The following is a 25462-nucleotide window of genomic DNA, read 5'->3' on the forward strand; positions in this document are numbered from 1 at the left end:
GTGCCGCTCGGCGGGTGGCCCCGTCGGGCTCACCCCACCGCGTTCTCCGCCAGCGAGCGGCCCTTCACCGTGACGGCCCCGCCGTAGAACATCCCCGTGAACACCGGGTCGTAGGTGAGCTGGATCTCGACCTCGACCTGGTCGACGGAGGCGGCCACGCAGCCGCTGGCGGCGATGTCGGCGCCGTTCATGCCCATCTCGGCGGCGAACTCGCGCACGCGCGCGCCGCAGTTGGCGTAGTTGATGGGCGCGGCCCCGCCCTCGTCCTGGTAGAGCGCCTCGCGGTCGATGTCCTGGGCGGCGTAGCGGGCGGCCTGTTCGGCGATGTCCGCGGCCCGTTCGCGCTTGGAGATGGAGAGTCCGCCGTCGATGACGAAAGCGGCCAGGGCGAGGAAGACGAGGGCGAAGACGATGACGGCCCCGGCTCCGGAGCCCCGGTCGTCGAGCCGGCCCCGGGCTTGTCCGGCAGATCTTCGTGGAACAGCCTGCGGCGTCCGGTGCGTGCTCTCGGCGCGCGCCCGGAACTCCCTCGTACGGGACGTACTCGGGTGATCCGGGCGTACGGCGAGAGTGGGTGCCAGGCGTCGCGGGCCCACGAAGATCCGCCGGACAGGCCCGGGGCGTACGGCGGCACGCAGCCGCGCGGGGAGCGTCACGCCGTCCTCCGGAACGGGTCCAGGGGCGAGCTGAAGCTCGCCGTGAGCGTGGTGGGCACGTTGACGCCGATCATGGCGAGCCCCCGGATCTGGCAGCTGACCTCGACGGTGAACAGGGTGTCCGGCTCGAAGCCGGCGCTGGTCTGCCGGACGCTGACCGGGCCGGTGCAGACGTCGGCGAGGTCGGCCTCGGCGGCCCGCCTGGCCTCGGCGAGGGCGGTGCCGTGGTCCTTCTGGATCGACCCGGCGCGGGCGGCGTCCCGGGCCGCCCCGTCCAACGCTCCGCGCCCGTCCACCAGTTGGCCGAAGGCGACCAGGACGAGGAGGAAGAGGATCATCACCGGGGCGAGGATGACCACCTCGATGGTGGAGATCCCCGCGTCGGCGCAGCGGCCCGGGGCGAGGCCGAGCCGCGCGCGGCGGTCCCGTACCAGCGCCGTGAGCCGGGACGTGGGTGTCGGCGGAGCCATCAGCCGGCCTCCTCGACGAAGCGTTCCACCGGCCCGGACGACTGGGCGTGGACCGTGAGGTCGAGCCCGGGGAAGACGGTGGGGATGCGGGCGGTGATCTCCACGCCCACGATGCCGGCCTCGGGCTGGAGCATCGTCACGTCCGGGCTGACGACCAGTTGCGGCCCGAGCTGCCGGATGTAGGCGTTGGTGACCGTACGGGCCTCGCCGCGCCAGCCCCCGGGGTTCTCGTCGGCGGTGGCGCGGGCCTTGCGTGCCCCGGCCTGGGCCGCGGCCTGGGCGACGTGGTCGGCGAAGAAGTACAGCGCGAACTGGACCGTCGCGAAGATCATGAAGAAGAGGATCGGGGTGAGGAAGACGAACTCGATGGCCGTCATGCCGCTGTCGCCCGACTCCCTGGCCGCCGCCCGCCGCGAGGCGGCGAACCGGCGCAGGGCCGAGCCGCGCGCGGGTACGGCGCGGCGCGGTCCGCTGGCACCCCCTCGGGGGCCTGGCCTTCTCGGTACGGGCTGCACGGGTTCGGCGCTCCTGGGACGGGCGGGCTCGTGGGTCAGGCGGGCTCGTGGCACGGTCGGTCGGCACCGGGCCGGGCCCGGGGTCGTCCGGGGCCCGGCCTCGTACGCCGGGGGTTCATCCGGCGGGCGGCGGGGGTCCGGGCGGGCGGCCCGGACCCCGGGACGTCCGGGTCAGGGGTGGCCGGGTCAGCAGGTGCTGCCCGCGTCGGCGCCCTTGATGCAGTCGCCCACCTTGTTGGCGCCCTCGCTGAGGGCGGCGTTGAGGATGGCCGCGACGACGCCGACGATGGCGACGACGACTGCGGAGATGATGACCCACTCGACCGCGGAGGCGCCGCGGTCGGTGTCCTCGTCGCGGGCGCGCTCGACGCGCGCCTGGAGGAAGGTGATCAGGAAGTCGACGGCGGGGTGGCTGAAGCTCCGTCCGAATCGCATGGCGAGTCCTCTCGGTGGGGTCGTCGGGGTCGTACGGGGTGGATGTCGGGGAACGGCTCAGACCTGGAACACGCGCATGGCGGCCGGGAAGATCAGGAAGACCAGGAAGCCGGCGCAGAGCAGGAGCTGGGCGACGAGCATGGACTGGGACTTCTCGCCCGCCGCGCCCTCGATCTCGGCCATCTCGCGGTGCCGCATGGTCTCCGCGCGGGAGGCCAGCGACTCGCGGACCTTGGCGCCGTCGTCGGCGACCAGCGCCAGCGAGGCGGCCAGGTCCTTCAGCTCCTCGATGCCCAGCTCCTCGCCGAGTTCACCGAGCGCCTGCCACTGGCTGTGCCCGGTGATGCGGGCGTCGTTGAGGGCGTTGCGGATGCGCTTGGCGGCCCAGCCGTCGCTGACCTCGGCCGCCGCCATCAGCGCCTCGGGCAGGCCGCGCCCGCCCGCCAGGCTCATGGAGACCAGGTCGAGGTAGGCGCCGATGACCCGCCGCAGGTCGCGGCGGCGGTCGGCGGCGTCCCGGCGGACCTCCAGGTCGGGCAGGAAGAAGAAGACCAGGGCGAAGGCGAGCGCCATCCACACCGGGATGATCGGGCTGGAGCCGAAGCCGAGCCGCCACACGATGACGAAGAGGAACGGGCCGAAGAACAGCCCGGCCCCCGCCAGCAGCACCTTGGTGGCGAGGAACTTCTCCCAGCTCCGGTCGAGGACCGCGAGGTCGGCGCGGAGCGAACGCTGCTCCCAGCCCTGCTGGAAGTACAGCTCGGCGACGCGCGTGCCGACCTTGGAGCGCAGCGTGTCCAGGCGGCCCGTGCTGTCGCCGGTGCCGCGCCCCGAGGAGTACGCGCTGCCCCGGGCGCGGAGCGCGTCGATGCGGGCGACCTGGGTGACGGGGCTGGACTTGGCCGGCATCAGGGCGCGGACCAGCGCGTAGATGCCGAGGCCGAGGACGGCGCCGATGAGGATCGGCGTGGTCAGGCTCATCGCCGCGTCCCTTCCTGTTCGGGGGCGGCCCCGTAGGGCGCGGCCTGGCCCGGCGCGTCAGGGGTGCGGGGCCGGACGAACTGCTGGACGGCGGGCTGGTCGCGGACGAGGAAGCGTTCCGGCGTCTCGATGGTGGAGAGCTTGCGCAGCCACCAGAAGCCGAGCGCGAAGAGGCCGCAGACGCAGGCCAGCACGGCCTGGCCGACGGGGGTGCCGTACGGGGCGACGAAGTCGCGGTTGAAGACGGCGAGTCCGAGGACGAAGGCGACCGAGACGGCGACCACGATCTGCACGGAGCGGCGGGTCGAGGAGCGCTGCGCCATGACGCGCTGGCGCATGTCGACCTCCTCGCGCGCGGACTTGGCGAGCGCCCCGAGGACCTGCCGCAGACCGGGGCCGCGCAGCCGGGCGTTGAGCATCAGCGCGGCGATGATGATGTCGGCCGAGGCGTCGTCGATCTCGTCGGCGAGGTGCTGGAGCGCTTCCGGCAGCGGGGTGCGCGAGCGCAGCCGGTCGACGAGGGCGTCCAGGTGCGGACGGAGTACGGGCGCGGCGGCGCGGGCCGAGGCCGGGATGGCCTGTTCGAGGCCGACGGCTCCGGCGATGGTGTCGCGCAGCGACTCGGTCCAGGAGGCGAGCGCCTCCACCCGGCGCATCGCGGCGCGTTCCTCGGCGGCGCCGCCGAAGAGCTTGTCCCAGAAGAAGACCAGGACGCCCGCCGCGATACCGGCCACCGCCCAGCGGGTGACCAGCAGCACGACCAGGCCGACGCCGGCCGCGAGCGTGCCGCGCTGCCCGGCGAACCGGAGGAGTTCGGCGGCGCGTTCACCGGCCTTGGCCTTCTCGTGCTCGGGTTTGGCGGGCAGGCCCCGGACGGCGGTGATGAGCAGGGCGAGGCCGCCGCCGACGGCGAGGCCGCAGCCCAGCGCGTACAGCACGGGGAGGGAGAAGAGGCCGCCCATGCCGTCGAGGAGGCCCGCGGCGAGGGCGGGGTCGGCGAGGTGGGTCGGGTGGCTCATGCGGATCACGCCCAGTTCCCCCGGTAGCCGAAGGCCACCAGGTCGTCGAGGCAGGCGATCGGGGCGTGCGGGACGACGCGTCCGTCCGGGGTCTCGGCGAAGATCTCGCTGGACAGGACGCGTCCGTCGACGCCGTTGACCTCGCGGATGGAGGTCACCATGCGCTGGAGCCGGCCGCCGGTCTGGTAGTTGTTGCGCCGCTGGATGAAGACGACGAAGTTGACGGCCCCGGCGACGAGCATCTGGCTGGCCTCGATGGGGAGGCGCTCGCTGGCCTGGAGGGCGTAGGTCGAGATGCGGTTGAAGACCTCGTGCGAGCTGTTGGCGTGGATCGTGGAGAGCGAGCCGTCGTTGCCCTGGGACATCGCGTTGAGCATGGTGACGATCTCGTCGCCGAGGACCTCACCGACGATCACCCGCGAGGGGTTCATCCGCAGGGAGCGGCGCACCAGCTCGGCCATCGAGATCATGCCCTGGCCCTCGGAGTTGGGCAGGCGCTCCTCGAAGGCGACCACGTTGGGGTGGAGGTCGGCGAAGGTGTCGAGGCCGAGTTCCAGGGCGCGTTCGACGGTGATGAGGCGTTCGGCGGGCGGGATCTCGTTGGCCAGTGCCCGCAGCAGCGTCGTCTTTCCGGCGTTGGTGGCCCCCGCGATCATGATGTTCTTGCGGGCGCGGACCGCGCAGGCCAGGAAGTGGCCGACCTCGGGGGTGAGGGTGCCGTTGCCGACCAGGTCCGACATGAAGACCTTGCCCATGCGCGCGCGGCGGATGGACAGGGCCGGGCGGCGGGTGACGTCCATGACGGCGGAGAGCCGGGAGCCGTCGGGCAGCCGCAGGTCGAGCTGGGGGTTGGCGGAGTCGAAGGGGCGCGAGGAGAGACCGGAGTAGGCGCCGAGGATCTGGATCAGCTCGACCAGTTCCTCGTCGGACTCGGCGACCGGGTCCACCTTGGCCTCGCGGCCGTCGGCGTAGCCGACGAAGACCTGGTCGGCGCCGTTGATGTCGATGTTCTCGACCTCGGGGTCGTCCAGCAGCGGCTGGAGCCGGCCGACGCCGAAGAGCGCCGCGTGCACGGCGGCGGCGTACTGCTCCTCGGTCTCCGCGTCCGGCGGGGTGCGCCCGGCGTTGATCTCCGTGCGGGCGTACTCCTCCAGGATCTGCGCGATGACGGCACGCGCGTACTGCCGCTCGTCCTCGCCGGACATCGCGGCGACGCCGGATACCTGGTCGAGTCGGCGCTGCTCGGCGATGCGGTCGCCGGCCTCCTGGCGGAACCGCTTGACGAGCTGGTGGTCGACGCTCATCGCCCGGCCCCCGCGGCGGGGGTGCTCCAGGCGGCGCCGAACTGCTGGTACAGGTCGGCGCTGATCTTCCGGGCGGACCGGATGAGCAGCGACTTGTCGAGCCGCCCGCGCCGGCGCCCGGCGAGCTGGTCGGCGCCGGCCGGGTCGTCGGCGAGGGTGCCGACGACGCGGGCGCCCGTCTGCCCGGCCACCAGCATGTCGTTGACCTGGTGGACGAGCTTGGCCGAGCCGGACGGGTCGGTGACGAGCACGACCCCGATCAGCGGCGTCGCGATCCCGGCGGCCCCGCGCGGCCCGCCGTGCAGCCGCTGCGTGAGGTGGCCGGCCCGGTCCCGTACGCGCGCCAGCGCCTCCGGGGTCGTCCGCGAGACGAGCAGCACGAGCTGGGCGTACGGGAAGAGTTCGACGGCGGCGGTGTCGCCGCTGATCCGCCCGCAGTCGGCGATGACGTCGGCCGGGGCGTGCGGGGAGTCGCCGAGCTGGGCGAAGGACTGGCCGAGCGTCGGCCACAGCCCGGTGAACCCGGCGGCCTGCTCGGCGCTGCCGATGCCGACCAGCACGTCGAGTCCGCCGGAGAGCGGCTGGGTGTGGTCCCAGAGCTGGTCGGGGACGAGGCCCCGGCGAGCGGTGGCGGCTATCGACAGCATGCCGGTGTTCGGGTCGAGCGAGCCTCCGTGGGCGGCGGCGCTGCGGTACAGCAGGTCACCGCCGGCCGGGTCGGTCTCGGCGAGCAGGACACGGCGGGGCCAGACGGCGGACAGGGCGACGGCGGCGGTGGTGACGCCGGGCGAGCCCTTGTCGGCGGCGAGGGCGATCAAGGCCATGGCGGGCCCCCTCAGTTGCCGTCGGAGGCGCCGCCGGCGGGCAGGCGCACCAGGGCGACCTCACCGGCGTTGGCCGCCTGGGCGAGGGGTCCGGCGACCGCCTTGTCCACGGTGACCGTGACGGGCAGGGTGCCGGAGTTGACCGAGCCGTCCTCGGCCTGGCGGACCAACGCGATCTGGGCGCTCTCGACCAGCGGGGCGCCCGCGGTGGAACCGGAGCCCTGCTCGGCGTTGCCCGTGCGCGATTTGGCGGCGTCGCCGACGCGGTAGGCGGTCACGGAGTCACCGGGCTTGAGCCCGGAGGGGTACTGGCCCTCCTTGAGGGAGAGGCCGACGTTGACCTTGCCCTCGGGCAGGCCGGTGCCCTCGGCGAACATCTCCCCGACGGCGACGGCACCGCTCGGGATCGTGTACTTGGCCTTGAGCTTCTTCAGCGAGGCCAGTTGCGACCACTCGACGTAGTTCACCGACTCGTCGGCGGCGACGAGGACTTCGGTCACGGCGTCGTCGGTGACGGCGGCTCCGACCGGGATCTCCTTCTCGATCTTGATCGCCGATATTCGGTCGCCCGCGCGCAGCACCAGCACGGTCGCGCCGAGGGCGCCTACGAGGATGAGGAGGACGGCGAGGGCCGCGAGGGCCGGCTTGCGCTCCCTGGGCGGCGTGGGAAGCCGCTCACCCACACCCGGCTGTGCCGGCGCGGAGGCCCGGTTGTTGCCCCCACCCGCACGCTCCTGGATCTTCACGCAGCCGCTCCCCGTACCCAAGAATCCGTCGTCGTCGCCCGGCCCGCAGAGATGCCGACACCACCTGCGGTCGTCCGCCGCGCCCCACCCGTCTGGCGGTCCGGCGCGCCGCGCGTAGTCACGCGTCGGGCCAACGCACCGTATCAGCAGCGGGCGGGGCGGCCTCAAGGGCTGAAGGGCCCTTGAGGCGGTCGAGTGGCTCCGGTGTGTGTCACGCCGGGGGTGGTGGTCACGGTTCCCACCCCGGCCCCCACGATCCCGAACTCCGCTTCTGGCCAGGGGATTTCACGCCGTCACGGCGTGATGGCCGCAGCGAACCGCGCGAGAGGACGGTACACCCCGCCCCCCGCACACCTGACGGCCCGTCACTGCGAGCGGACCGCCGGGCGGCGCCGTCCCCGCGCCGGGGGGATCGGGCATCTTCGCGAGATCTCCCCACATCGTCACCGGTTGACGGACTGGATCTCCTCGACCACCACGTCCTGGCCGCCGCCGAACGCGCCGTCGGGCAACGCCTGTTCCTGGGGCTGCCCGGTACCCGTCCAGCCGGCCTTCCAGGTCACCGTGGCGTTCAGGTCGTACGCGCTCCCGCCCGAGGCCCGCAGATAGGTCACGCCGCACGGCGGCTCCTGCGCCGCCTTCCCCTCGGCGTACGGCTCGCCGACGCCGCCCCCGTCCAGCCCGCACTCCCCGGAGGCCGGGTGCAGGGCGGCGTCCTTCGTACCCGGGTCGATGGCCAGGGAATCGGGGCGCGCGACCGTGGTGGCCGAGATGTTCACCCCGTTCACCGCGAGGGAGGCGGTGACCGAGACCGGCTTGAAGGTCGCCCGGTCCAGCCAGGCCCAGGTCGGCAGGTTCACCTTGGTCCTGCCCCCGGGCGCCAGGCTGACCTCGGTGTCCGGCACGCGTATCTGGTCGTAGGCGAGCTGGGCGAGGACCTCGGGCGTGACGGCGTTCGGAAGGTCGGGGGTCTCCCCGTTCTCGACCCAGGCGGGGGGCTCGCTGCACGCCTTCGCGGCCTCCTCCATCCAGCGGTCCTCGTCCCGCACCGCGACCCACCAGAGGCCCTCGTCGGACTCCTTGAGGTTGTAGTTCTCGTACTCGCCGTCCTTGTAGTACTCACGCGTCTGCCCGGCCGAGGTCTTGGCGTAGCTGTGCTGGCCCGGCATGTTCACCACGCTGTCGTACATGTCCTCCATGTACGTGGCGAACTCCTTCGCCGTACGGGGTTCGTACCAGCAGGCGGGCGGGGTCCAGTCGCCGACGGGAGTGACGGCCTGGTTCCGGCTGCCGCCGCCTGCGCCACCGGTGTTCCCCGAGTAGGTGATCTGGGAGGTCAGCGTGGCGCCGCTTCTGCCACCCTTCGCCTGTGTGCCTCCCTGTGTGCCTCCCTGGGAGCCGGGGCGCCGGTCGGCGGACGCAGGACTGGACAGCAGCGCCAAAGCGGTCGCTGCGGCGAAGGCCAGCAACAGCGAACCCCTGGGTTTCAGGACACGCACTTGGCGTTCCCCCTCTCGGAAAGAAGCTCGGTGGTCTGCCAGACGCCCGCCGCGGTCTTCTCTACGCGTGCGCTGTAGAGAACATGGGAGTTGTCGCTGGAGTCGGTCTTCTCCGCCTTGCCGGTCTCCCGGTCCTTGACGAAACCCTTGCTCTCGTCGGCGCAGTAGGTGATGCCGGCGGAACTCTTGGAGAACACTTCGATGCCCGGTGAATGGAAGCGAACCGTCCCCGTGATGGACAGCCCGTCCTCCTTGTACCCAAGAACCCAATCCTGGGCTTCCGCCAGGGCTTTGCCCCGGTAGTAGAACTTGACCGCCTCAGCCTCCGGGTCCGCCTTGGTGATGGCGTAATCCGTGGCGTTGATGCGGTGAGAGACGTCCGTGAGGATCGCGTCCTTGGTCTTGTCCCCCGTCTTCCACTCCTCGAAGACGTTCTCGACGTCGTCCGGCAGTGTGATCTCCGGACGCCCGGCCGCCTTCGACGGCTCCGCGGACGGCGCCTCCTTCTGGGCGCCGTCCCCCTTCTCCGCCCCCTCGATCGCGTCCTTGGCGGCGGACGGAGCCTCGTCCGAGCCGCAGGCCGACAGCGTCAGAGTCGCGGCGGCGGCGAGCGCGAGGGACAACGTGCGGCGGTTCACATTCGACTCCTGGACGGGGCAGTCAGGGGACAGGGTGAACTGACGTTAGTGCGACACCCGTTGAAACTCCAGGAGCACTTCCGCCATCACGAGGCCGACTGACGTGACGCGGATCGGCAGCGAAGAGGCTTCCGCGTCTCAGCGCGCGCCCGTGCTCCCGCAGGGCGTCCCCGCGCTTCTCGGAGTTCTTCCGCGAGCCGAGCGGTGCACACGAGGCGCTGCCGTGAAGGGTCTCGCGCCGACGGCTCCGCGCCGCGCCCCCCCGACGCCGACCAGACCCGGATGAGCGCCGCAGGACCCGCCCCGACGTGCGCCACCACCGCCGGCCACCTCTCACGCCCCCCTTACCCCGCCCCGCCCCCTGTGCGATGATCGCGCCCGCAGCCGGGCCCTCCCCCGGGCCCCTCCCCCCACCACCCGAGGGCACCTTCGTGAGTGACCACCTGATGCACGGCGGCGGGCACGTCGGCGTCGGCCGCGGCCGTGAAGCGGGGGAGAGCGCCCCATGAGCGAGGACCGCGCCCGGCGACGTGCCCGGCTCGCCTCGGGCGAATCCGGGCTGCTGGTGGAGCCGGCGGCCGATGCCCGGGTGCTCTACTGGCTGTTCACCGCCGTTCCGCTGGCCGTCGCCGTGTACGGGCTGACCGTGCAGCGCGACGCCCTGGGCGCCGTCGGTCTGGTCTTCCTGCTGATCGGGTTCGTCTGCGGCATTCCGCTCGTGCTGCTCCTCGCCGAGCGGCGGCGGGCGGCCTCCCTCGTCAGCGACATCCGCGCGGCACGCCACGGCGCCGACCTCGGTCCCGAGTGCCACGCGGTCCGCGTCGGCCTCAACGAGCCCGGTCCCGCCCCCGGTTCACCCTGGGACACCGTCCCGCCGCGCGACGCCGTCCTCGCCCTGCGCGACGGCCACCTCCAACTCCGGTCCGAGAACGGCGCGTCGGCCGACATCCCGTTCCCGGACATCCTCGGCGTGGTCCTCCTGCCCGCCGGACGCGGCCGGGCCGCCGCCGACCTCCACCTCCACTCCGGCGACGCCATCGAACTCCGCACCAGCCGCATCCGCCCCCTCGGCGTCTCCCTCTCCGAGGCGGGGATACGCGTCCTCTACGAGAACGTGGCGGTCTGACCGGCGGGGCCGGGGCCGGTCTCGGTAGGGTCGGCGAAGCCCGGGGCGGCCGGACCGCGGCCGGGTTCGACGACGAGGGGGGCCGCGTGGCCATCGGGAGGAAGAAGGAGCCGGAGCCGCCGGTGGAGACGGTGCCCTGGGCCGACGTCAACCGCTTCGTGGTCGGCACCCTGGAGCGGCCCGTCACGAAGAAGCGGCACCAGGCGGTACGGGGCGAGCGGGCCGTCCGGGTTCCCCGCGGCCGCAAGGGGTACGACCAGGTCTTCGCACCCTGCGCCTACACAGCCGACGCCGAGGAGACCGCCGCGCGCGTCCCGGGGGCGGCCTTCGCCCTGTTCGAGGACGCGGCGCTGGAGCGGCTGCTCTGCTCGGTCGGCGTGCCCGAGGAGGAGAACGGAGTGCGGGCCTACCCGGTGCGCGACGCGTACGGCGCCGAGGTCGGCACCGTACGCAGGCTCCCCGGCGGCGTCCTGCGGCGGCACACCTGGCGGGTGGCGCAGCCCGGCCGCCCCGAGATCACCGGCGCCGGGGAACTCGCTCAGCACGGCCTGGCCGGGAAGGCATTCACCGTCGGCCTCAGCGCCACGTTCGCCCTGCTGGACAGCGCGATGCGCGGCGGCGAGGGCGGGCCGGCGAAGAAGAAGCCGCGCCCGCTGATCTGGTCGACGGGCGAGGAGACCGTGATGCACTCGGCGGGCAGCAAGGAGATGACCCTGCGGGCCGACTGGTTCGACCGCCGCCTCGCCTTCGCCTTCGCCCTCATCGGGGACGGCCCGGAGCCCGACCGGGGGGCGGCGACCGGCTGACGGCGGCCCGGCCACCCCGGCAAGCCCCCGTTTTTCCTCCCGCCGAAAGCACCTCGCACTCATCGAATGTGAGTACGCTTGACACCATGTCAGCGAGCCAGGACCCCAGCGCCGCACCGCAGTTGCTGCCGGTGAGCGGCGCCGCGCTGCGCCGTGACCCCGTCCTGCACGAGGCCGTGCGCCGCGTGGGACAGCGGGTGGGGGTGGACTTCACCGACGACGAGCGGGTCCGCGAGGAGTTGCGGCGGGGGCGTAGGGCGACTTCCTCCGTCGGTGTCGGCACGTCCTGCCTGGCCGCGCTGCTGGTGCTCGCCGCCGTGGTGCTCCCCTTCGCCGAGCCCGTTCACCCCTCCCTCGTCGGACGCCGGACGCTCCTCCTCGCAGCGGCGGCCGTCGCCGCCGTTCTGGGTATCGCCTCGATGGTGCACGTCGTCAGGAAGTGGCACCGCGCTCACCGCGACCCGGTCCTCACCGCCTACCGCGAGGTCCTCGCACTGGCCCGCGCGCACGGCCTCACACTGACGCACGTGCCGGACTGGCTGGTGGGGTCCTCCCGGACGGGGGGCAAGCCCGGTTATCCGCTGCCGGACATCGCGCCCGTCGGCGCGGCCAAGGGCGCGACCCCGCCGTCGGTGCCGTCCGCCCCCCGCAGTTCCGGCGAGGTCCGGCTGCCGCGCAAGCCGGCCGAGGTCACCGTCTGGGAGCAGTCGGTCGGCAAGGGGAGCTGGCACGGGGAGGTAGGTCTCCTGTCCGCATGCGCCGCGGCCGGCGCGGCGATGTGGGCCTACCTCGAAGACGAACCCGTCGGGTACGCCGGCCTCGGCCTGGGCGTGGCCGTCGCGATCACGCTGTGGGTGGTGGGCTACCGGCAAGGGGTGCGCGAGAAGCGCGGCCGTCAGGCGGCGCTGCGTTACCTGGCGGACGTACGAGTGGCCCAGGCGGCGGGCGCACCCGTACCCGAACTCTCCCCTCAACTGGCGAAGTTGCTGGGTCCGAGCGACGGGTCGGACGCCTTGACGGGCTGACGGGCCGCGATGAATCAGTGAGTGACAGAACGACGGGGGTCGTACATGGCGGACAGGGTCCGGGCGGATCTGGACATGATCAAGCAGTGCTCCAGAGACCTGAAGAAGATCCATGACGAGTTCGAGGAGCGGGGCAACCCGGCCGAGGGGTACCAGGAGGAGCTGGGCAGCGAGAAGCTGCGCGACGTCTTCGACGACTTCTCCGGCACCTGGAAGAAGACGCGCAAGAAGCTGATGGAAGACCTGAAGAACCTCTCCGAGTACACCCGCACGGCCGCCAAGACCTACGACGAGGTGGACAGCGAACTGGCCAAGGCCCTCCGCGACGCCAAGAAGGGTGGTAAGTGATGGCCGGACGCCCCACCGACTGGGACCCGATCCACGAAGGCGACCCGATACCCGGCGACCCCTACGAGGTGGCCAAGCTCGGCAAGGACCTGCGGGACATGGCGGACGCCATCAAGGAGCAGTCCGCCGCCATCGACGCGCTGGCCACGGTGGAGGGCTGGGACAGTGACGCCGGCCGCGCCTTCCACGAGATAGCCGGCGACACCGCCGGACGCCTCAAACGGGCCTACGACCGCTACGACGAGGCGGCCACCGCGATGGGCACCAAGGTCACCGACGGCGCCAAGAACTACGCCAGCCAGCTCAACCGCGCCCAGGAACTGGCGGACAAGGCGCGCACCCGCGCGATGACGGCCAACGAGAAGTACCAGAAGGCACTGGACAAGGTCGGCCCGCCCGGTCCAGTGCGGCCGGCGGACAGTGAGCTGTCCCCCGCCGAGCAGAAGCGGTACGAGGACCAGCGCGACGACAACTACGACATCGTCATCGACTGCATACGCGACGTCTCCGAGGCCAAGCAGATCCGCGACGACGCGGCCAAGGCCGCCCAGAAGAAGATCAAGAACATCATCCACCACGACGGGGTGCGCGACCCCGGTGGCTTCATGAACTGGCTGGCCGACTGGGCCGACGGTCTCGCCAACCTCTCGGCGATCCTCTCGGTCCTCGCCGTGATCTGCGCGTTCGTCCCGCCGCTCCAGGTACTCGCCCCCATCTTCGCCGCCCTCGCCGTGGTCAGCAGCGCGCTGGCACTGGCCGGGCACGCGTACGACATGACGGCGCGCGGCGGCAAGCTCAACCTCCTCAAGCTCGGCCTCGACGTGCTGGGCGTCGTCCCGGGGCTCGGTGCCCTCAAGGGCTTCGGGGCGCTCAAGGGCCTGCGGGGGCTCGGGGGCGGGTTCCGCGGGGTGATGGGCGGGGTCAGGGGCGCCTTCGGCGGGGCCGGGCGGGGCGCGCTCGCCGGCGTGGGGGAGAAGTTCTTCAACGGCCTCGCGGTCACCGCGGTCAACGGCATCCTCACCAAGGTCGGCCGTGCGCCGCTCGCCGGGGAGGCGATCACCAGCGCCATCAAGGGCGCCGGGTTCATCTCCGCCGTGTACAAGATCGCCACCGGCAAGACCGGCGAGTCCACCGGAGACCCGGGGGACAGCCGCGGCCCCGTGCCGGAGCCCCGGCCGGGCCCGGCCCCGACCCCGCCGCCCTCGCCCTCCCCGTCCGGGGAACTGCCCGACCTCGCCCCGACCCCGGTCCTGGACCCGTCGCCCCGGCCCTTCCACGCGGCCCTCGCCGCCTGACCGTCGCGCGGCGGCGCCGGAGTCCGTAGCTCCGGCGTCGCCGCGCGGGGAGAACCATGACCGCAACCGCTCCCGAGCACCGTCAGGCGACGGCTGCCCCGGGTGAACGCCCCGTTCACGTCCGCTGGGTGATGCCGGAGGGCTTCTTCGAGCTGCCCGCGCGGTTCGAGGACCCGGACGACCTCGCCGACCAGTTGCTCGCCCTCTCCGCGGAGGTGCTGCCGAAGGGCAGCGAGGAGATGCGCGTCCAGTGGGCGGTGATGGTGGCGGGCAACTACGACACCCTCATCGAGGAGGGCGTGCAGTACGCCGGGTTCGTCATCACCGAGGTCGAGGGGGAGCGCTGCTCGGCCGAAGTCCACGTCGTCCTGCGGGACCTGCCCGGCTCGGCCGGCGGCGATCCGCTCAAGGCCACCTCCAAGGCGCTGCGTTCGCTGGGCACCGGCGAGGTGGACCGGCTGAAGCTGGCGTGCGGGAAGGCCGTCTCGTGCATCGGCGTGCGGCAGACCCCGGTGAGCGGGGTGCTGACCGGGGGCGGAGCCGACACCCTGATGCCGACCTGGTTCATCCAGGTGCACCTGCCGCTGCCCAACGAGACGGTGGTGATCCTGGAGATGTCCACCCCGTCCGCCGAGGGCTGGGACGTCTTCTCCTCGATGTTCGCGGGCGTGGTCAAGAGCCTGCGGCTCTTCGACGACGAGGGCACTCCCCTGGTGACGCCCTGGTGAACGCCGCGCCACCGGACGACTACCGGCTCCTCGTCCCCCGCGACTGGTTCCGCATCGACCTGTGCCAGGACCGCTGGCGCCCCCAACTGAAGCTCTACGCCGACCGCCGCGCCGCCGAGCACCGGATGTCCTCCGCGACCCGCGCCGAACTCTGGAAGGCCCTGCGCAACATCACCGAGGCCGGTGTCGCCCGGGGCGCCCTGGAGATCTACCTCCGCGCGGACACCGCCGAGTCGGCCCTGACCCCGGTCTCCCTGCTGGTCTCCCTCATGGCGACCGGCGAACTCCCCGCCGCCACCGCCGACTCCCTCGCCGCCCACCTCACCGAACGCCACCCGGCCGCCACGGTCACCCGCCCCCCGCACCCGGCGGGCCCCGCCGTCCTCGTCACCACCGCCGAATCCCTCGACCTGTACGTGGAGATCCCGGGCCGCCGCGGCTTCCTCCACCTCTCCTTCCGCATCCCGGTCAGCGGCAGCGCGGGCCCGATGGGCGGGCTGTGCCGGGCGATCGGGGGGTCGTTGCGGTGGTCGCGTACCTGAGGCTCCGCCGTTCCGGGCCCGGCCCTGACTGGCCAGCGCCGCGGCCTCCTGGCTACGGTCTTGCCCAGACGGTCAGCACGTTGGGGGCATCATGGGGGACCAGGAAGCGGACATAGACCGCATCAAGGAGTCGGCGCGGGCCTTGAAGCGGGTCCACGACACCTTCGAGAAGCGGGCCAACCCGGCCAAGGGGTACGGGATGGGCGAGATGGGGTCGCAGAAACTCCTGGACGCGTTCGACGAGTTCGACGGCAACTGGAAGATCCGGCGACGCAAGCTGATGGAGGAGCTGGACAAGCTCCACAAGATCACCAAGACCGCCGCGGACTCGTACGAGAAGCTGGACTCCGAGCTGGCCCGCGCGCTGCGTGAGGCCGACAAGGAGAGCGGCAAGGGCAAGAAGGGCGGTGGCTCATGAGTTCCCGCCCCGCGTCCCACCGCTGGGAGGTCGTCGGCGAGTCCGGTGACCCGGTACCGGGCGACCCCGAGGATGTCGCCCGCCTCGGCCGCGAACTGCGCAAGACCGCCGAGGCGATCGAGAAGCAGGCCGGCGAGATCAAGGCGCTCGCCTCCGTCGAGGCGTGGAAGTCCAAGACCGCCGAGGAGTACCGCGACCAGGCCAAGGGCGCGAGCGACAAGCTCCGCAAGGCGTTCCGCCGCTACGACGAGGCGTCACGGGCCCTGGGCACCACCGTCAACGCCGACGTGTGCAGCACCCAGTACGCCTCCGAGCTGGCGCGCGCCCAGAAGATGGCCGACAAGGCGCTGAGCGACGCGGAGGCCGCGGACGAGGACCGCCGCACCGCCAAGAGCGCCCTCGCCGCCCAGCCGGACGACACCCCGAAGGACGACCCGGCCACCAAGCGCCACGAGAAGGCCGAGGAGAGCGCCGACTCGGCCCTCAAGGCGGCCAGGGAGGCCGTGGCCTCCGCCAAGGGCATCCGCGACGCGGCGGCCAAGCGCGCCGCCGACGCCATCCACGACGTCATCGGGGACGACGGCCTCAAGGACGGCTGGAAGGACAAGTTCCAGAACTGGGTGCACGAGAACTCCGGGTGGTTGAAGGAGATCTCGAAGTGGGCGGGGAAGATCGCCATGTGGGCGGGGGTGGCGGCCCTGGCCATCGGCTGGATTCCGGTCGTCGGGCAGATCCTCGCCGCCGTGCTCAACGCTGTGGCCCTGATCGCGAGCATCACCGCCCTCGCCGTGGACCTCACGCTCTACCTGGGCGGCGAGGGGAGCCTGAAGTCGGTGATCCTGGACGCCGTGGGCGTGGCCACCTTCGGGCTGGGCCGGGCGGCCGTCGCCGGGGGCAAGGCGGCTTCGGCGGGGGCGCGGGCGATGGCGCGTACCAAGCTCTACCAGCAGGCGATAGCCAAGGGGACGAAGGTCAACAAGGCGTGGAAGGCCGCGAACAAGGGCGGCACCCAGGGCGCCCTGCGCGGCAGCAAGCACGCCGACGCCATGGCGAACGCGCCCAAGAGCTGGTTCCCCAGCAAGGCCAACCTCAAGGAGGGGTACAGCCCCAAGGCGTTCGCCAAGGACACCTGGGCGGACCTGACGAGCCTGGGCCCCAAGCCCAAGGACATGGCGCTGCCGAAGTCGATAGGCGAACTCGATCCCTCCCTCGCGCGCGCGGGCGCGGATCTGCGGGGCATCTCGGCAGAGGGAAGGGCGATCGCCGAGGTCGCGAAGGGCGGCGGCAACTTCACCGGGATGACCGGCGTCTGGGCGGGCTCCACCCTCACCGGCACCCTGGCCGGCGCGGAGGGCGCGTACGGCGCGGTCACCGACCCCAAGGCGGCGGGCGAAGCGATGGTGAGCGACCTCAAGGGCGCGGGAAGGGCCGTGGTCCCGTGACGGGCCGAGCGGGAGCCGCCGTGGACGGTACGGGAAGGCTTTCGTACGGTGGTGCGGCAGGGCCCCTCCGCCCGCCGCCCCTCCCCGGCCGATCCGGTCGGGGACGTCTCACCACACCGCCTCACCAGTGAGTTCCTCAGCGATGTCCACCACCGACGTGGCCAGCCTCCGCGGCCGGCCCCGCACCACGCCGGAGCCGGCTCTCCGCCCTGCGGCCGAGCCGGGGCCCGGGGTGGAGATCAGCGTCTGGTCGCGGCTGTTCTTCGACGGCAAGGCGCTCGTCCTGCGCTCGCGCGGCTTCTTCGGCGTACGCCGTGAGACGCGGTACCCGCTGTCGGGCCCACAGGGCATCAGCCGGGCGCTGCTGGTCTTCCCGGGGGCCGAGACGGTCGGCCGGGAGCGCGGCGCCGGTGAGGTGTGGCTCCTGGACTCGTCGGGGCGGCCGGTGGGCCGGCTCCTGCCGTACCAGTGGATTCCGGCGGGCGGGCGCTGGCTGGGCTTCGAGGAAGCGGTGCACCGCAGTGGGATCTCCGCTCTGTTCAAGGCTTGCGGGGTCCCTGTCGACCGGACGCAGCGCGGCCGGCCCGACGCGCCGCGCGAGCCGTGGTGGCGGGAACTGGCGCTCCTCCTCAGCCCGGGACCGACGCTTCCGCTGTGGTACCAGGCGCTCCGCGTCGCTGCGGGCGCCGTGTGGTTCCTCGCGTTCACGGTGCTGTACTTCTCCGAGGCGAGCCTGCCCTGGTTGATGCTGCTGGCCGCGGTGGCCGCGTTCGTCGCCCCCGTGGCACGGCTGACGGTGCGGCGCGTCACCGCCCTGCGCAACCGTTCGGCCGCCCGCCTCGGTCCGCCCCCGTCGGTGGAGGTCTCCCCCTGCCCCGGGCCACCCGAGGGCGGCGGGGGAACCGTGGCCACCAGACGCTTCGTCTCCCGGGCCGTCCTGCGGGTCTTCCCCGGGGAGCTGTCGGTGGTCAACCCGTACGGTGCCGACGTACGCCGCGCCCTCTCCGGCTCCGCGGCGGCCGTCGCGCTGGTCAGGATGACGGGTCCCGACGGCAAGCCGGTCGGTGTGGAACTGCGCTACGCCTCCGGTGTCCGGGCGCCGATCGGCGCGTGGGCCGACTGGTTCGCGGGGCCGGGTGGGGAGGCGGCGTGGCACCGGTTCCGTCGCGCGGTGCCGCTGCCCTGCGAGGAGCGGAAGGTGAGTGCGGTGGCGCTCTCCTACTCTGACCTCCTCCGGGGCCCTGGCGCCGCGTTCCCCGAGCCCAGGGCGAAGGAGGCACGGCATGCCGCGTACTTCGCCCGCAGTGTCGGCGCAGTCAACTCCACGCTCGTCATGATGTTCTCCTCGGCCTTCTCCGTCTGGTGGGCGCCGGTCGTCCGCATCGAATCCGCGGTCGCCGCCTGGACCTCCGTCCTGCTCGGCGTGGCCGGACTCCTCCTCCAGTTCGCCCCCTGGTGCGTGCACCACCTGCGCAGCCGTCTGCACTTCGAACGCCCGATCTCCTGGAAGGACCCGTCCTCGTGACCCCACCCGACCAGCCCCGGGACTACCGGCTGCTGCTCCCCGACGGCTGGTTCCGCATCCCGCTGGAACCCGAGGCCCGGGACCGTTCGGTGAACGCCCTGGTGGAGCAGCAGTTCGAGGGCGTGGACAACGCCCCGCACGTCAAGGAGGAACTCCGCCGCGACCTGCGCAAGCGTGCCTCCAAGGCGTACCGCAACGGCGGCATCGAGCTGTACCTCAGCCTCCAGCAGGCGGGCCCCGTCACCGTCCCCGCCTCACTGCTCGTGACCCTGGCACCGCTTCCGCACCGGGGCGGGCTGCCGCTGGAGGCTCTGGCCCAGCGGCTGTCGGAGGGGAAGCACACCGTCGAGGTGGGCGTGGGCGAGTTGCCCTCCGGGCCCGCCGTGCGGGTCATCAGCAAGCAGCGCGGGACGGTGGACGAGGAGACGGGCCGGTCCGACATCTCGGTCGGCGTCGACTACCACCTTCCCGTCCCAGGCGCCGAAGCCTTCCTGCTGCTCTCCTTCTCCACTCCGCTCGAACCCCTGGAGGAGGCGATGACCGGACTCTTCGACGCCGTGGCCGACACCTTCGTCTGGGTGGGCGAGACCCGTCAGGACAGTGCCGGCGCCGAGAAGTCCGACGAGGAGCAGCCGTCCGGCTCCACGCCGTCGGACGCGTGAACAGAAAGGACCGACCGCTGATGGACATCTCCGACCTCGGTGTGAACCACCACGAGGACTGGGTTCCGCTCCCCGACGTGGCACCGCCCTTCAGCCTCGGCGCCTGGGCCGAGGGGACGGCGGCGGAACTCGCCGCGCGCTACGCGGCCGAGGGTGAACGGGCCGACATGAAGCGTCTCTCGCGCGACCTGCGTTCGGTCGCCGAGGAGAGCGCCACCCGGGGGCCGCTGGGAGCCTTCGCCTGGTACGTGAGCGGCTTCGACGCCTCGGCGGGCCTGGTCGAACTCAACGCCGTCCTCCCCGACGAGGCGACCCCCGAGGTGACCCCTCAGTGGATGGCCGAGCACTTCGCCTCCGAGGACTTCGGCCCACCGCAGATCGACCACACCGACCTCCCCCTCGGCCCCGCCGTCCGCATCCGCCAGGACATCATCGGCGAGAAGAAGCGCCTCTTCGGCTCCCGCCCCGTCATCCGCACCCTCGCCTACGGCGTCCAGCCCAGGGGCGAGAACGGCCTCCTGGTCCTGACCTGCTCCTGGACCGAACCCGTCCTGGACGAGCCGATCACCGCCATCGTGGACAACATGGCGCTGTCGCTGACGCTCTGACGCGTGACCCGGGTCCGGCCGGCGTCGCGGGAGACCGCGCCGCGGGAGCCACCCGTGGTCTTCCCGAGGCCGGCGAGCCCCAGGGCATGCCCATGGTGAGGCCCACCTGCGCCCGGCGGTGCGCGGAGTTCGGCAGGGGCGTCATGGCGCGGAGCGTCCGCCACGACCCGGCACGGCTCGTCCGGCGGCTGGCGGAGCCGGCCGAGGTCGCCGCGGGGCTCCGGCCCGACCCGGCGCCGGGTCAGATGACTTCGGGCGGCCCGGCCGTGACGGCTTCTCACCGGCCGGGCGCCCCCGAACGAGCCGGAAGCCCCGGCTTCCCGGGAGCCGGGGAGCCGGGGCTTCGCAGTCGCCTCAAGTGGCGTGGCCGCCTTACTTCTTGGCGGACTTGGCCAGCTCGTCGTCGATCTGCTCGAACTTGTCGGCGGCCATGGTCAGGTAGTCGGCCATGCCGTCCAGACCCTCCATGGTCTTCTTGGCGCCCTTGGTGAAGTCATCGAAGTTCTCGTCGAACGCCTTGGACGAGCTCTTGGTCACGTAGCCGGACTCGACCAGGTTGGCGATGTACTTGCGCAGCCCGTCCAGCTTCTCGTCGACCTTGCCCTTCTCCTTGACGACATGCTTGGCCGCATCCCGCATGTCCTGGTATGTGACGTCAAGGTCTTTGCCCTGGCCCATGAAGCGCTCCCCTTTTCAACTCGCCGCAGGGACAGCCCCCGTGGCTCCCTTTGTCGCGGACCGGCGGACCCCGCGCGGCGCGCGCGGCCACCGGTGTGATCGTCCGCTCTTGAGCAAGCAGCTTACGGGCGGGAGTCAAGAGCGGACACCCCCGATCCCCCCGCTTCCGCGGAGTTGTGACAGCACCATGACAGCCTCTCCAGCCGCCCCGGCGCCCCAAATGCCCCGTACCTGCGGCTTGGCCCGTGCAGCGAGGGGCGCGTCCACGCTTTCCCCACAGCGGCCCATTGCCCCAGGGCCGAACCCGACCGCTATCGTCGGCTCATCGGTGGCCCGCGTCCAGGAAGCGGGCACGGGGGACCTGTGGGAGGCCGAGCAGCCGTGCGCCTGACTCTGACCGTCGTCGACCCCTTCGGCGGGGAGAGTACCGACGTCGTCCTCGACGCCGACCCGGAAGCCCCGGCGGCGGCCATCGCCCGCGAACTGGCCGACAGCCTCGGCGTGTCCGGGCACGGCCAGGTCGTTCCGATCGGGCAGGGCGCGGCGGGCGGCGACGGCGGTCCGCAGATCTTCGTCGACGGCCACCCCGTCGACCCCCACGCCACCATCCCCACCTCGGCGCTGCGCGACGGCGCGGTCGTCAGCCTCCACGACCCGGCGGGCTGTCTGCCGGGGGAGCCCTCCGGGCTGGTCGAACTCCGCGTCGTCGGCGGGCCGTCCGCGGGTTCCGTGCACCGGCTGGGCGTCGGCCGGTACGACATCGGCAGCGGCCTCGCCGCCCGCCTGCGCATCGACGACCCCGAACTCGACGCCCGCGCCCTGACCCTGTCGGTGGCGACCGACGGCACCTGCCAGATCGCCGTCCACCAGGAGTCCGTCTCCCCCGGCGAGGAGGAAGGGCCGGCGCCCACCGAGCCGCCGCCCGGCGAGACGCCCAAGGAGCGGGCGAAGCGCGTCAAGCGGCAGGAACGGGAGGCCGAGAAGCGCGAGAAGCAGCGGGCCAAGGACGTCAAGGACGGCCTCGCCCTCCCCGACGGCGACCCGCGCAAGGTCCGCCCGCCGCGCGGCGACCGCGAGATCACCCTGGACGGCGAGCCGGTCGAGGGCGACAGCTGGCCCCTGGGCGGCCAGATAGCCATCGGCAACACCCTGCTGGAGCTGAACCGCTACACCCCGCCCAACGCGGCGCTCAAATGGTCCGAGGACGGTCTCGGCCTGGACTACAACCGCCCGCCCAGGCTCCGCCCCCCGACACGGCAGACCCGCTTCCACCTGCCGAGCCGCCCCAAGGAGTACGAGGCCCGGCCGCTGCCCTGGCTGATGGCGCTCTTCCCGCTGGTCGGCGCCGTGGTCGCGGTGGCGATCTTCGGCCGCTGGTACTACATGATCATGGCGCTGCTGAGCCCCCTGATGCTCTTCGGCAACTACTTCATGGACAAGAAGCACGGCCGCCGCTCGCACGCCAAGACGGTGAAGGAGTACAAGGAGACCAAGGCCCGCATCCAGCAGGACGCCCGCGACGCCCTGGTCGCCGAACGCCTCGACCGGCGGCAGGCGGTGCCCGACCCCGCTCTGGTGCTGTCCCTGTGCACCGGGCCGCGCACCCGCCTGTGGGAGCGGCGCCGCACCGACCAGGACCACCTGCTGCTGCGCGTCGGCACCGGTTACCTGCCCTCCGAGGTCGTCCTCGACGACCCCGAACAGGACGAGCACCGCCGTGAGGTGACCTGGCGCATCCAGGACGCCCCGGTCACCCTGCCGCTGCGCCAGCTCGGCGTGGTCGGCATGGCCGGTCCCGGCGATTCGGGCCGGGCCATGGGCCGCTGGGCCCTCGCCCAGACCGCGGCCCTGCACAGCCCGATGGACGTGCAGTTCTACGTACTGACCGAGACCGGAGCCCAGCCCGACTGGGAGTGGACGCGGTGGCTGCCGCACAGCCGCCCGGCCGGCGGCCAGGACGTCAACCTCCTCATCGGCACGGACGCGGAGACGGTCGGCGCCCGGATCGGCGAACTCACCCAGCTCCTCGACGCCCGCCAGAAGGCGCTCCAGGAGAACCGGGGCCAGAACGCCGGCTTCTCCGACCCGGACATCCTCGTCGTCTGGGACGGCTCCCGCCGGCTGCGCTCGCTGCCCGGCGTCGTGCGGCTGCTGCGCGAAGGCCCCGAGGCCCACATCTACGCCCTCTGCCTCGACACCGAGGAGCGGTTCCTGCCGGGCGAGTGCCTGGCCGTCGTCGTCGCCGAGCCGAGGCCCCGCGAGCTGGACCCCGCCTCGCGGGCCGTCCCCGCCGCCGCGGTGGCCCGCCCGGGCACCTTCCCCTCGTTCCAGGCGTGGCACCCCACCGGGCACACTGAGGCCGAGGCGGGCCAGGAGCAGCTGCGGCTACGCGTAGAGGAGAACGGCTCCGAGCAACGCACTCTGGTGCGCCCCGAGTTCGTCTCCGCCGCCTGGTGCCTGCGGCTGGCCCGCGCCCTCGCCCCGCTGCGCGACATCAGCGGGGAGACCGAGGACTCCGCGCTGCCCGGTTCCAGCCGCCTGCTCGACGTGCTCCAGCTGGAGCCGCCGACCTCCGAGGCGATCGCCGCCCGCTGGCGGATGGGCGGCCAGTCCACCATGGCGGTCATCGGGGAGTCGTACGACGGCCCGTTCGGGATCGACATGCGCAAGGACGGACCGCACGGCCTGATCGCGGGTACCACCGGTTCCGGTAAGTCCGAGCTGCTCCAGACGATCGTGGCGGCCCTCGCGGTCGCCAACACCCCGGAGAACATGACGTTCGTCCTCGTCGACTACAAGGGCGGCTCGGCGTTCAAGGACTGCGTGAAGCTGCCGCACACCGTCGGCATGGTCACCGACCTCGACGCCCATCTGGTGGAGCGCGCCCTGGAGTCGCTGGGCGCCGAACTGAAGCGCCGCGAGCACATCCTCGCCGACGCCGACGCCAAGGACATCGAGGACTACCAGGACCTGGTCCGCCGCGATCCGTCGCACGCCCCGGTGCCCCGGCTCCTCATCGTCATCGACGAGTTCGCCTCGATGGTCCGCGACCTGCCCGACTTCGTCACCGGCCTGGTCAACATCGCGCAGCGGGGCCGTTCGCTCGGCATCCACCTGCTGCTCGCCACCCAGCGGCCCAGCGGCGTCGTCTCACCCGAGATCCGTGCCAACACCAACCTCCGCATCGCCCTGCGCGTCACCGACGGCGGCGAGTCCAGCGACGTCATCGACTCCCCCGAGGCCGGGCACATCTCCAAGTCCACCCCGGGCCGCGCCTACGTCCGCCTGGGCCACGCCTCCCTGGTCCCCTTCCAGTCCGGCCGGGTCGGTGGCCGCCGCCCCGGCGCGGCCGACCCGCAGCTGCTCACCCCCTGGGTGGGCGCGCTCGGCTGGCCGGACCTGGGCCGCGCGGCCCTGACCAAACCGAAGGTGGAGGCCCGCGAGGAGGAGGAGATCACCGACCTGAAGGTGCTGGTCGACGCCGTCCGCGAGGCCAACACCGCGCTCGCCATCCCGCCCCAGCACAGCCCCTGGCTCCCGGCGCTCTCCGAGACCCTGCTGCTCGACGAGATCCCCGCCCCCGCCGCCACCACACTCGCCCCGGGCGCGCTCCCGCCGGCCCCGTACGGCGTGGAGGACCTCCCCGCCGACCAGGCCCGCCGCCCGGTGGTGGTCGACTTCGCCACCTTCGGCCACCTGATGATCGGCGGAGCGCCCCGCTCAGGACGCTCCCAGGTCCTGCGCACCATCGCCGCCTCGCTGGCCCGTACGCACTCCTGCGCCGATGTCCACCTCTACGGCATCGACTGCGGCAACGGCGCCCTCAACGCCCTGACCCGGCTGCCGCACACCGGCGCCGTCGTCGGCCGTAACCAGACCGAGCGGGTGATGCGGCTGATCAACCGGCTCAAGGGGGAACTGGGGCGCCGCCAGGACCTGCTGGCCGAGGCGGGCTTCGCCGACATCGGCGAGCAGCGGGCCTCGGCCACCGACCAGGAGCGGCTGCCGCACCTGGTCTGCCTGCTCGACCGCTGGGAGGGCTGGCTGCCCACCCTCGGCGAGATCGACCACGGCTCCCTCACCGACGAGCTGACCACGATCATGCGGGAGGGCGCGAGCGTCGGCATCCACATGATCATCACCGGTGACCGGCAGCTCCTGGTGGGCCGCGTCGCCACCCTCACCGAGGACAAGTACGGGCTGCGGCTCGCCGACCGCTCCGACTTCTCGATGCTCGGCATCCCCGCCCGCAAGGTCCCCGAGGAGATCCCGCCCGGCCGCGGCTACCGCAACGAGTTCGGCACCGAGACGCAGTTCGCGCTGCTCGCCGAGGACGCCACCGGCCAGGGCCAGGCCGCGGCCATCACCGCCATCGGCGAGGCCGCCCAGGCCCGAGACGCCGGGGTGCCGCGCGACCGCCGCCCGTTCCGGGTCGACACCCTGCCCTCGCGCATCTCCTTCGACGAGGCGTGGGAGCTGCGCGACCAGGAGGTCTCCCGCTCCAAGCTGTGGGCGCTGGTCGGCGTCGGCGGCGACGAGCTGACCGGCCACGGGCCCGACCTGGCGCAGGGCGTCCCGGCGTTCGTGATCGCGGGCCCGGCCAAGTCGGGCCGCTCCACCGTCCTCATGACCATGGTCCGCTCGTTCCTGGCGCAGGGCGTCCGGCTGGTCGTCGCGGCGCCGCGCCGCTCCCCGCTGCGGGAGCTGGAGGGCCACGACCAGGTCCTGAAGGTGTTCACCGGCGACGACATCGACGAGGACGAGTTCGAGGAGCTGATCGACGAGGCGGAGCCCACGCCCGAGACTCCGGTGGTGGTGGTCGTGGACGACGGCGAGGTCCTGGAGGACTGCGACGCGGAGGGCCAGTTCAAGAAGCTGATCCAGCGCGGCTCCGAGCGCGGCCTCGCCCTGGTCATCGCCGGCGACGAGGAGGACGTCTGCAGCGGTTTCTCCGGCTGGCAGGTCGACGCGAAGAAGGCCCGCCGCGGCATCCTGCTCTCCCCGCAGGACTCCTCCTCCGGCGACCTCATCGGCGTACGGATCTCGCGTGGCCAGACCGGCGGCCAGGTCGCGCCGGGCAAGGGCATGCTCCACCTGGGCAACGGCGAACTGGCCACCGTCACCACCCCGTTGTAGCCGAGGCTCCCCCGCGCACCCCGGGTGCGCGGGGCC

General features: G+C 72.7%; 25 protein-coding genes. 13 read left to right on the top strand and 12 right to left on the bottom strand.

Annotation, left to right across the window (positions count from 1 at the left end; genetic code table 11):
- Window positions 1-29: 29 nt before the first annotated feature.
- The 11 genes from ACSLIC_RS10215 to ACSLIC_RS10265 form a co-directional block, all read right to left on the bottom strand.
- Window positions 30-581, bottom strand: a complete 552-nt coding sequence (locus ACSLIC_RS10215; protein WP_436740328.1) for a pilus assembly protein TadG-related protein — start codon at window positions 579-581, stop codon at window positions 30-32.
- Window positions 582-652: 71 nt separating this feature from the next.
- Entirely contained in the window at window positions 653-1126 is a 474-nt protein-coding gene (locus ACSLIC_RS10220) for a TadE/TadG family type IV pilus assembly protein (RefSeq protein ID WP_436737364.1), read from the bottom strand.
- Entirely contained in the window at window positions 1126-1641 is a 516-nt protein-coding gene (locus tag ACSLIC_RS10225; protein WP_436737365.1) for a TadE family protein, read from the bottom strand. Before ACSLIC_RS10225 ends, ACSLIC_RS10220 begins: the two co-directional genes overlap by 1 nt.
- 186 nt (window positions 1642-1827) lie before the next feature.
- Entirely contained in the window at window positions 1828-2076 is a 249-nt protein-coding gene (locus ACSLIC_RS10230; RefSeq protein ID WP_023418858.1) for a hypothetical protein, read from the bottom strand.
- Window positions 2077-2133: 57 nt separating this feature from the next.
- Window positions 2134-3057, bottom strand: coding sequence for a type II secretion system F family protein (locus tag ACSLIC_RS10235; RefSeq protein WP_436737366.1), 924 nt, complete (start codon window positions 3055-3057; stop codon window positions 2134-2136).
- The gene (locus ACSLIC_RS10240; RefSeq protein WP_436740329.1) at window positions 3054-4076 is read right to left on the bottom strand and encodes a type II secretion system F family protein; all 1023 of its coding nucleotides are present in this window, start codon (window positions 4074-4076) and stop codon (window positions 3054-3056) included. The genes ACSLIC_RS10235 and ACSLIC_RS10240 overlap by 4 nt, the downstream gene beginning before the upstream one ends.
- 5 nt (window positions 4077-4081) lie before the next feature.
- Entirely contained in the window at window positions 4082-5380 is a 1299-nt protein-coding gene (locus tag ACSLIC_RS10245) for a CpaF family protein (protein ID WP_436737367.1), read from the bottom strand.
- On the bottom strand, window positions 5377-6204 hold the full coding sequence (locus ACSLIC_RS10250; RefSeq protein WP_436737368.1) for a hypothetical protein: 828 nt from the start codon (window positions 6202-6204) through the stop codon (window positions 5377-5379). The genes ACSLIC_RS10245 and ACSLIC_RS10250 overlap by 4 nt, the downstream gene beginning before the upstream one ends.
- Before the next feature lie 11 nt (window positions 6205-6215).
- Window positions 6216-6950 carry a hypothetical protein gene (locus tag ACSLIC_RS10255; protein WP_436737369.1) on the bottom strand — a complete coding sequence of 245 codons (735 nt, stop codon included), beginning with the start codon at window positions 6948-6950 and terminating at the stop codon, window positions 6216-6218.
- 443 nt (window positions 6951-7393) lie between these two features.
- Window positions 7394-8449, bottom strand: a complete 1056-nt coding sequence (locus ACSLIC_RS10260; protein ID WP_436737370.1) for a hypothetical protein — start codon at window positions 8447-8449, stop codon at window positions 7394-7396.
- On the bottom strand, window positions 8437-9087 hold the full coding sequence (locus ACSLIC_RS10265; protein ID WP_436737371.1) for a hypothetical protein: 651 nt from the start codon (window positions 9085-9087) through the stop codon (window positions 8437-8439). The genes ACSLIC_RS10260 and ACSLIC_RS10265 overlap by 13 nt, the downstream gene beginning before the upstream one ends.
- A gap of 505 nt (window positions 9088-9592) precedes the next feature.
- On the opposite strand from ACSLIC_RS10265, the gene ACSLIC_RS10270 reads away from it, so the two are divergent.
- The 12 genes from ACSLIC_RS10270 (at window position 9593) to ACSLIC_RS10325 (ending at window position 19612) form a co-directional block, all read left to right on the top strand.
- Window positions 9593-10213: a hypothetical protein gene (locus ACSLIC_RS10270; RefSeq protein WP_436737372.1), complete on the top strand. Its 621-nt coding sequence runs from the start codon at window positions 9593-9595 to the stop codon at window positions 10211-10213.
- A gap of 86 nt (window positions 10214-10299) precedes the next feature.
- Window positions 10300-11019 carry a hypothetical protein gene (locus ACSLIC_RS10275; protein WP_436737373.1) on the top strand — a complete coding sequence of 240 codons (720 nt, stop codon included), beginning with the start codon at window positions 10300-10302 and terminating at the stop codon, window positions 11017-11019.
- Between the two features lie 86 nt (window positions 11020-11105).
- Complete coding sequence (locus tag ACSLIC_RS10280; protein ID WP_436737374.1) at window positions 11106-12044, top strand: hypothetical protein; 939 nt, start codon at window positions 11106-11108, stop codon at window positions 12042-12044.
- Window positions 12045-12089: 45 nt separating this feature from the next.
- Window positions 12090-12392, top strand: coding sequence for a WXG100 family type VII secretion target (locus tag ACSLIC_RS10285; protein WP_047141096.1), 303 nt, complete (start codon window positions 12090-12092; stop codon window positions 12390-12392).
- Window positions 12392-13687, top strand: coding sequence for a hypothetical protein (locus ACSLIC_RS10290; RefSeq protein ID WP_436737375.1), 1296 nt, complete (start codon window positions 12392-12394; stop codon window positions 13685-13687). Before ACSLIC_RS10285 ends, ACSLIC_RS10290 begins: the two co-directional genes overlap by 1 nt.
- Before the next feature lie 56 nt (window positions 13688-13743).
- Window positions 13744-14415 carry a hypothetical protein gene (locus ACSLIC_RS10295; protein ID WP_436737376.1) on the top strand — a complete coding sequence of 224 codons (672 nt, stop codon included), beginning with the start codon at window positions 13744-13746 and terminating at the stop codon, window positions 14413-14415.
- A complete protein-coding gene (locus tag ACSLIC_RS10300; protein ID WP_436737377.1) occupies window positions 14412-14957 on the top strand; it encodes a hypothetical protein in 546 nt (181 codons plus the stop codon). Before ACSLIC_RS10295 ends, ACSLIC_RS10300 begins: the two co-directional genes overlap by 4 nt.
- 91 nt (window positions 14958-15048) lie before the next feature.
- On the top strand, window positions 15049-15375 hold the full coding sequence (locus ACSLIC_RS10305) for a hypothetical protein (RefSeq protein ID WP_436737378.1): 327 nt from the start codon (window positions 15049-15051) through the stop codon (window positions 15373-15375).
- Window positions 15372-16817: a putative T7SS-secreted protein gene (locus ACSLIC_RS10310; RefSeq protein WP_436737379.1), complete on the top strand. Its 1446-nt coding sequence runs from the start codon at window positions 15372-15374 to the stop codon at window positions 16815-16817. Before ACSLIC_RS10305 ends, ACSLIC_RS10310 begins: the two co-directional genes overlap by 4 nt.
- Before the next feature lie 142 nt (window positions 16818-16959).
- Complete coding sequence (locus ACSLIC_RS10315; RefSeq protein WP_436737380.1) at window positions 16960-18342, top strand: hypothetical protein; 1383 nt, start codon at window positions 16960-16962, stop codon at window positions 18340-18342.
- Window positions 18339-19004 (top strand): hypothetical protein, encoded by a 666-nt coding sequence (locus tag ACSLIC_RS10320; protein ID WP_436737381.1) that lies wholly within the window; start codon window positions 18339-18341, stop codon window positions 19002-19004. The genes ACSLIC_RS10315 and ACSLIC_RS10320 overlap by 4 nt, the downstream gene beginning before the upstream one ends.
- Window positions 19005-19024: 20 nt before the next feature.
- Window positions 19025-19612 carry a hypothetical protein gene (locus ACSLIC_RS10325; protein ID WP_436737382.1) on the top strand — a complete coding sequence of 196 codons (588 nt, stop codon included), beginning with the start codon at window positions 19025-19027 and terminating at the stop codon, window positions 19610-19612.
- A 372-nt stretch (window positions 19613-19984) separates the two neighbouring features.
- Here the strand turns inward: ACSLIC_RS10325 and ACSLIC_RS10330 are convergent, their stop codons facing one another.
- Window positions 19985-20290 carry a WXG100 family type VII secretion target gene (locus ACSLIC_RS10330; RefSeq protein WP_436737383.1) on the bottom strand — a complete coding sequence of 102 codons (306 nt, stop codon included), beginning with the start codon at window positions 20288-20290 and terminating at the stop codon, window positions 19985-19987.
- 381 nt (window positions 20291-20671) lie between these two features.
- Here ACSLIC_RS10330 and ACSLIC_RS10335 point away from each other — a divergent pair, with 381 nt between their 5' ends.
- On the top strand, window positions 20672-25426 hold the full coding sequence (locus ACSLIC_RS10335; protein ID WP_436737384.1) for an FtsK/SpoIIIE domain-containing protein: 4755 nt from the start codon (window positions 20672-20674) through the stop codon (window positions 25424-25426).
- Window positions 25427-25462 lie beyond the last annotated feature (36 nt).

Source organism: Streptomyces sp. BBFR102 (genome assembly GCF_051397025.1).
Classification (GTDB): domain Bacteria; phylum Actinomycetota; class Actinomycetes; order Streptomycetales; family Streptomycetaceae; genus Streptomyces.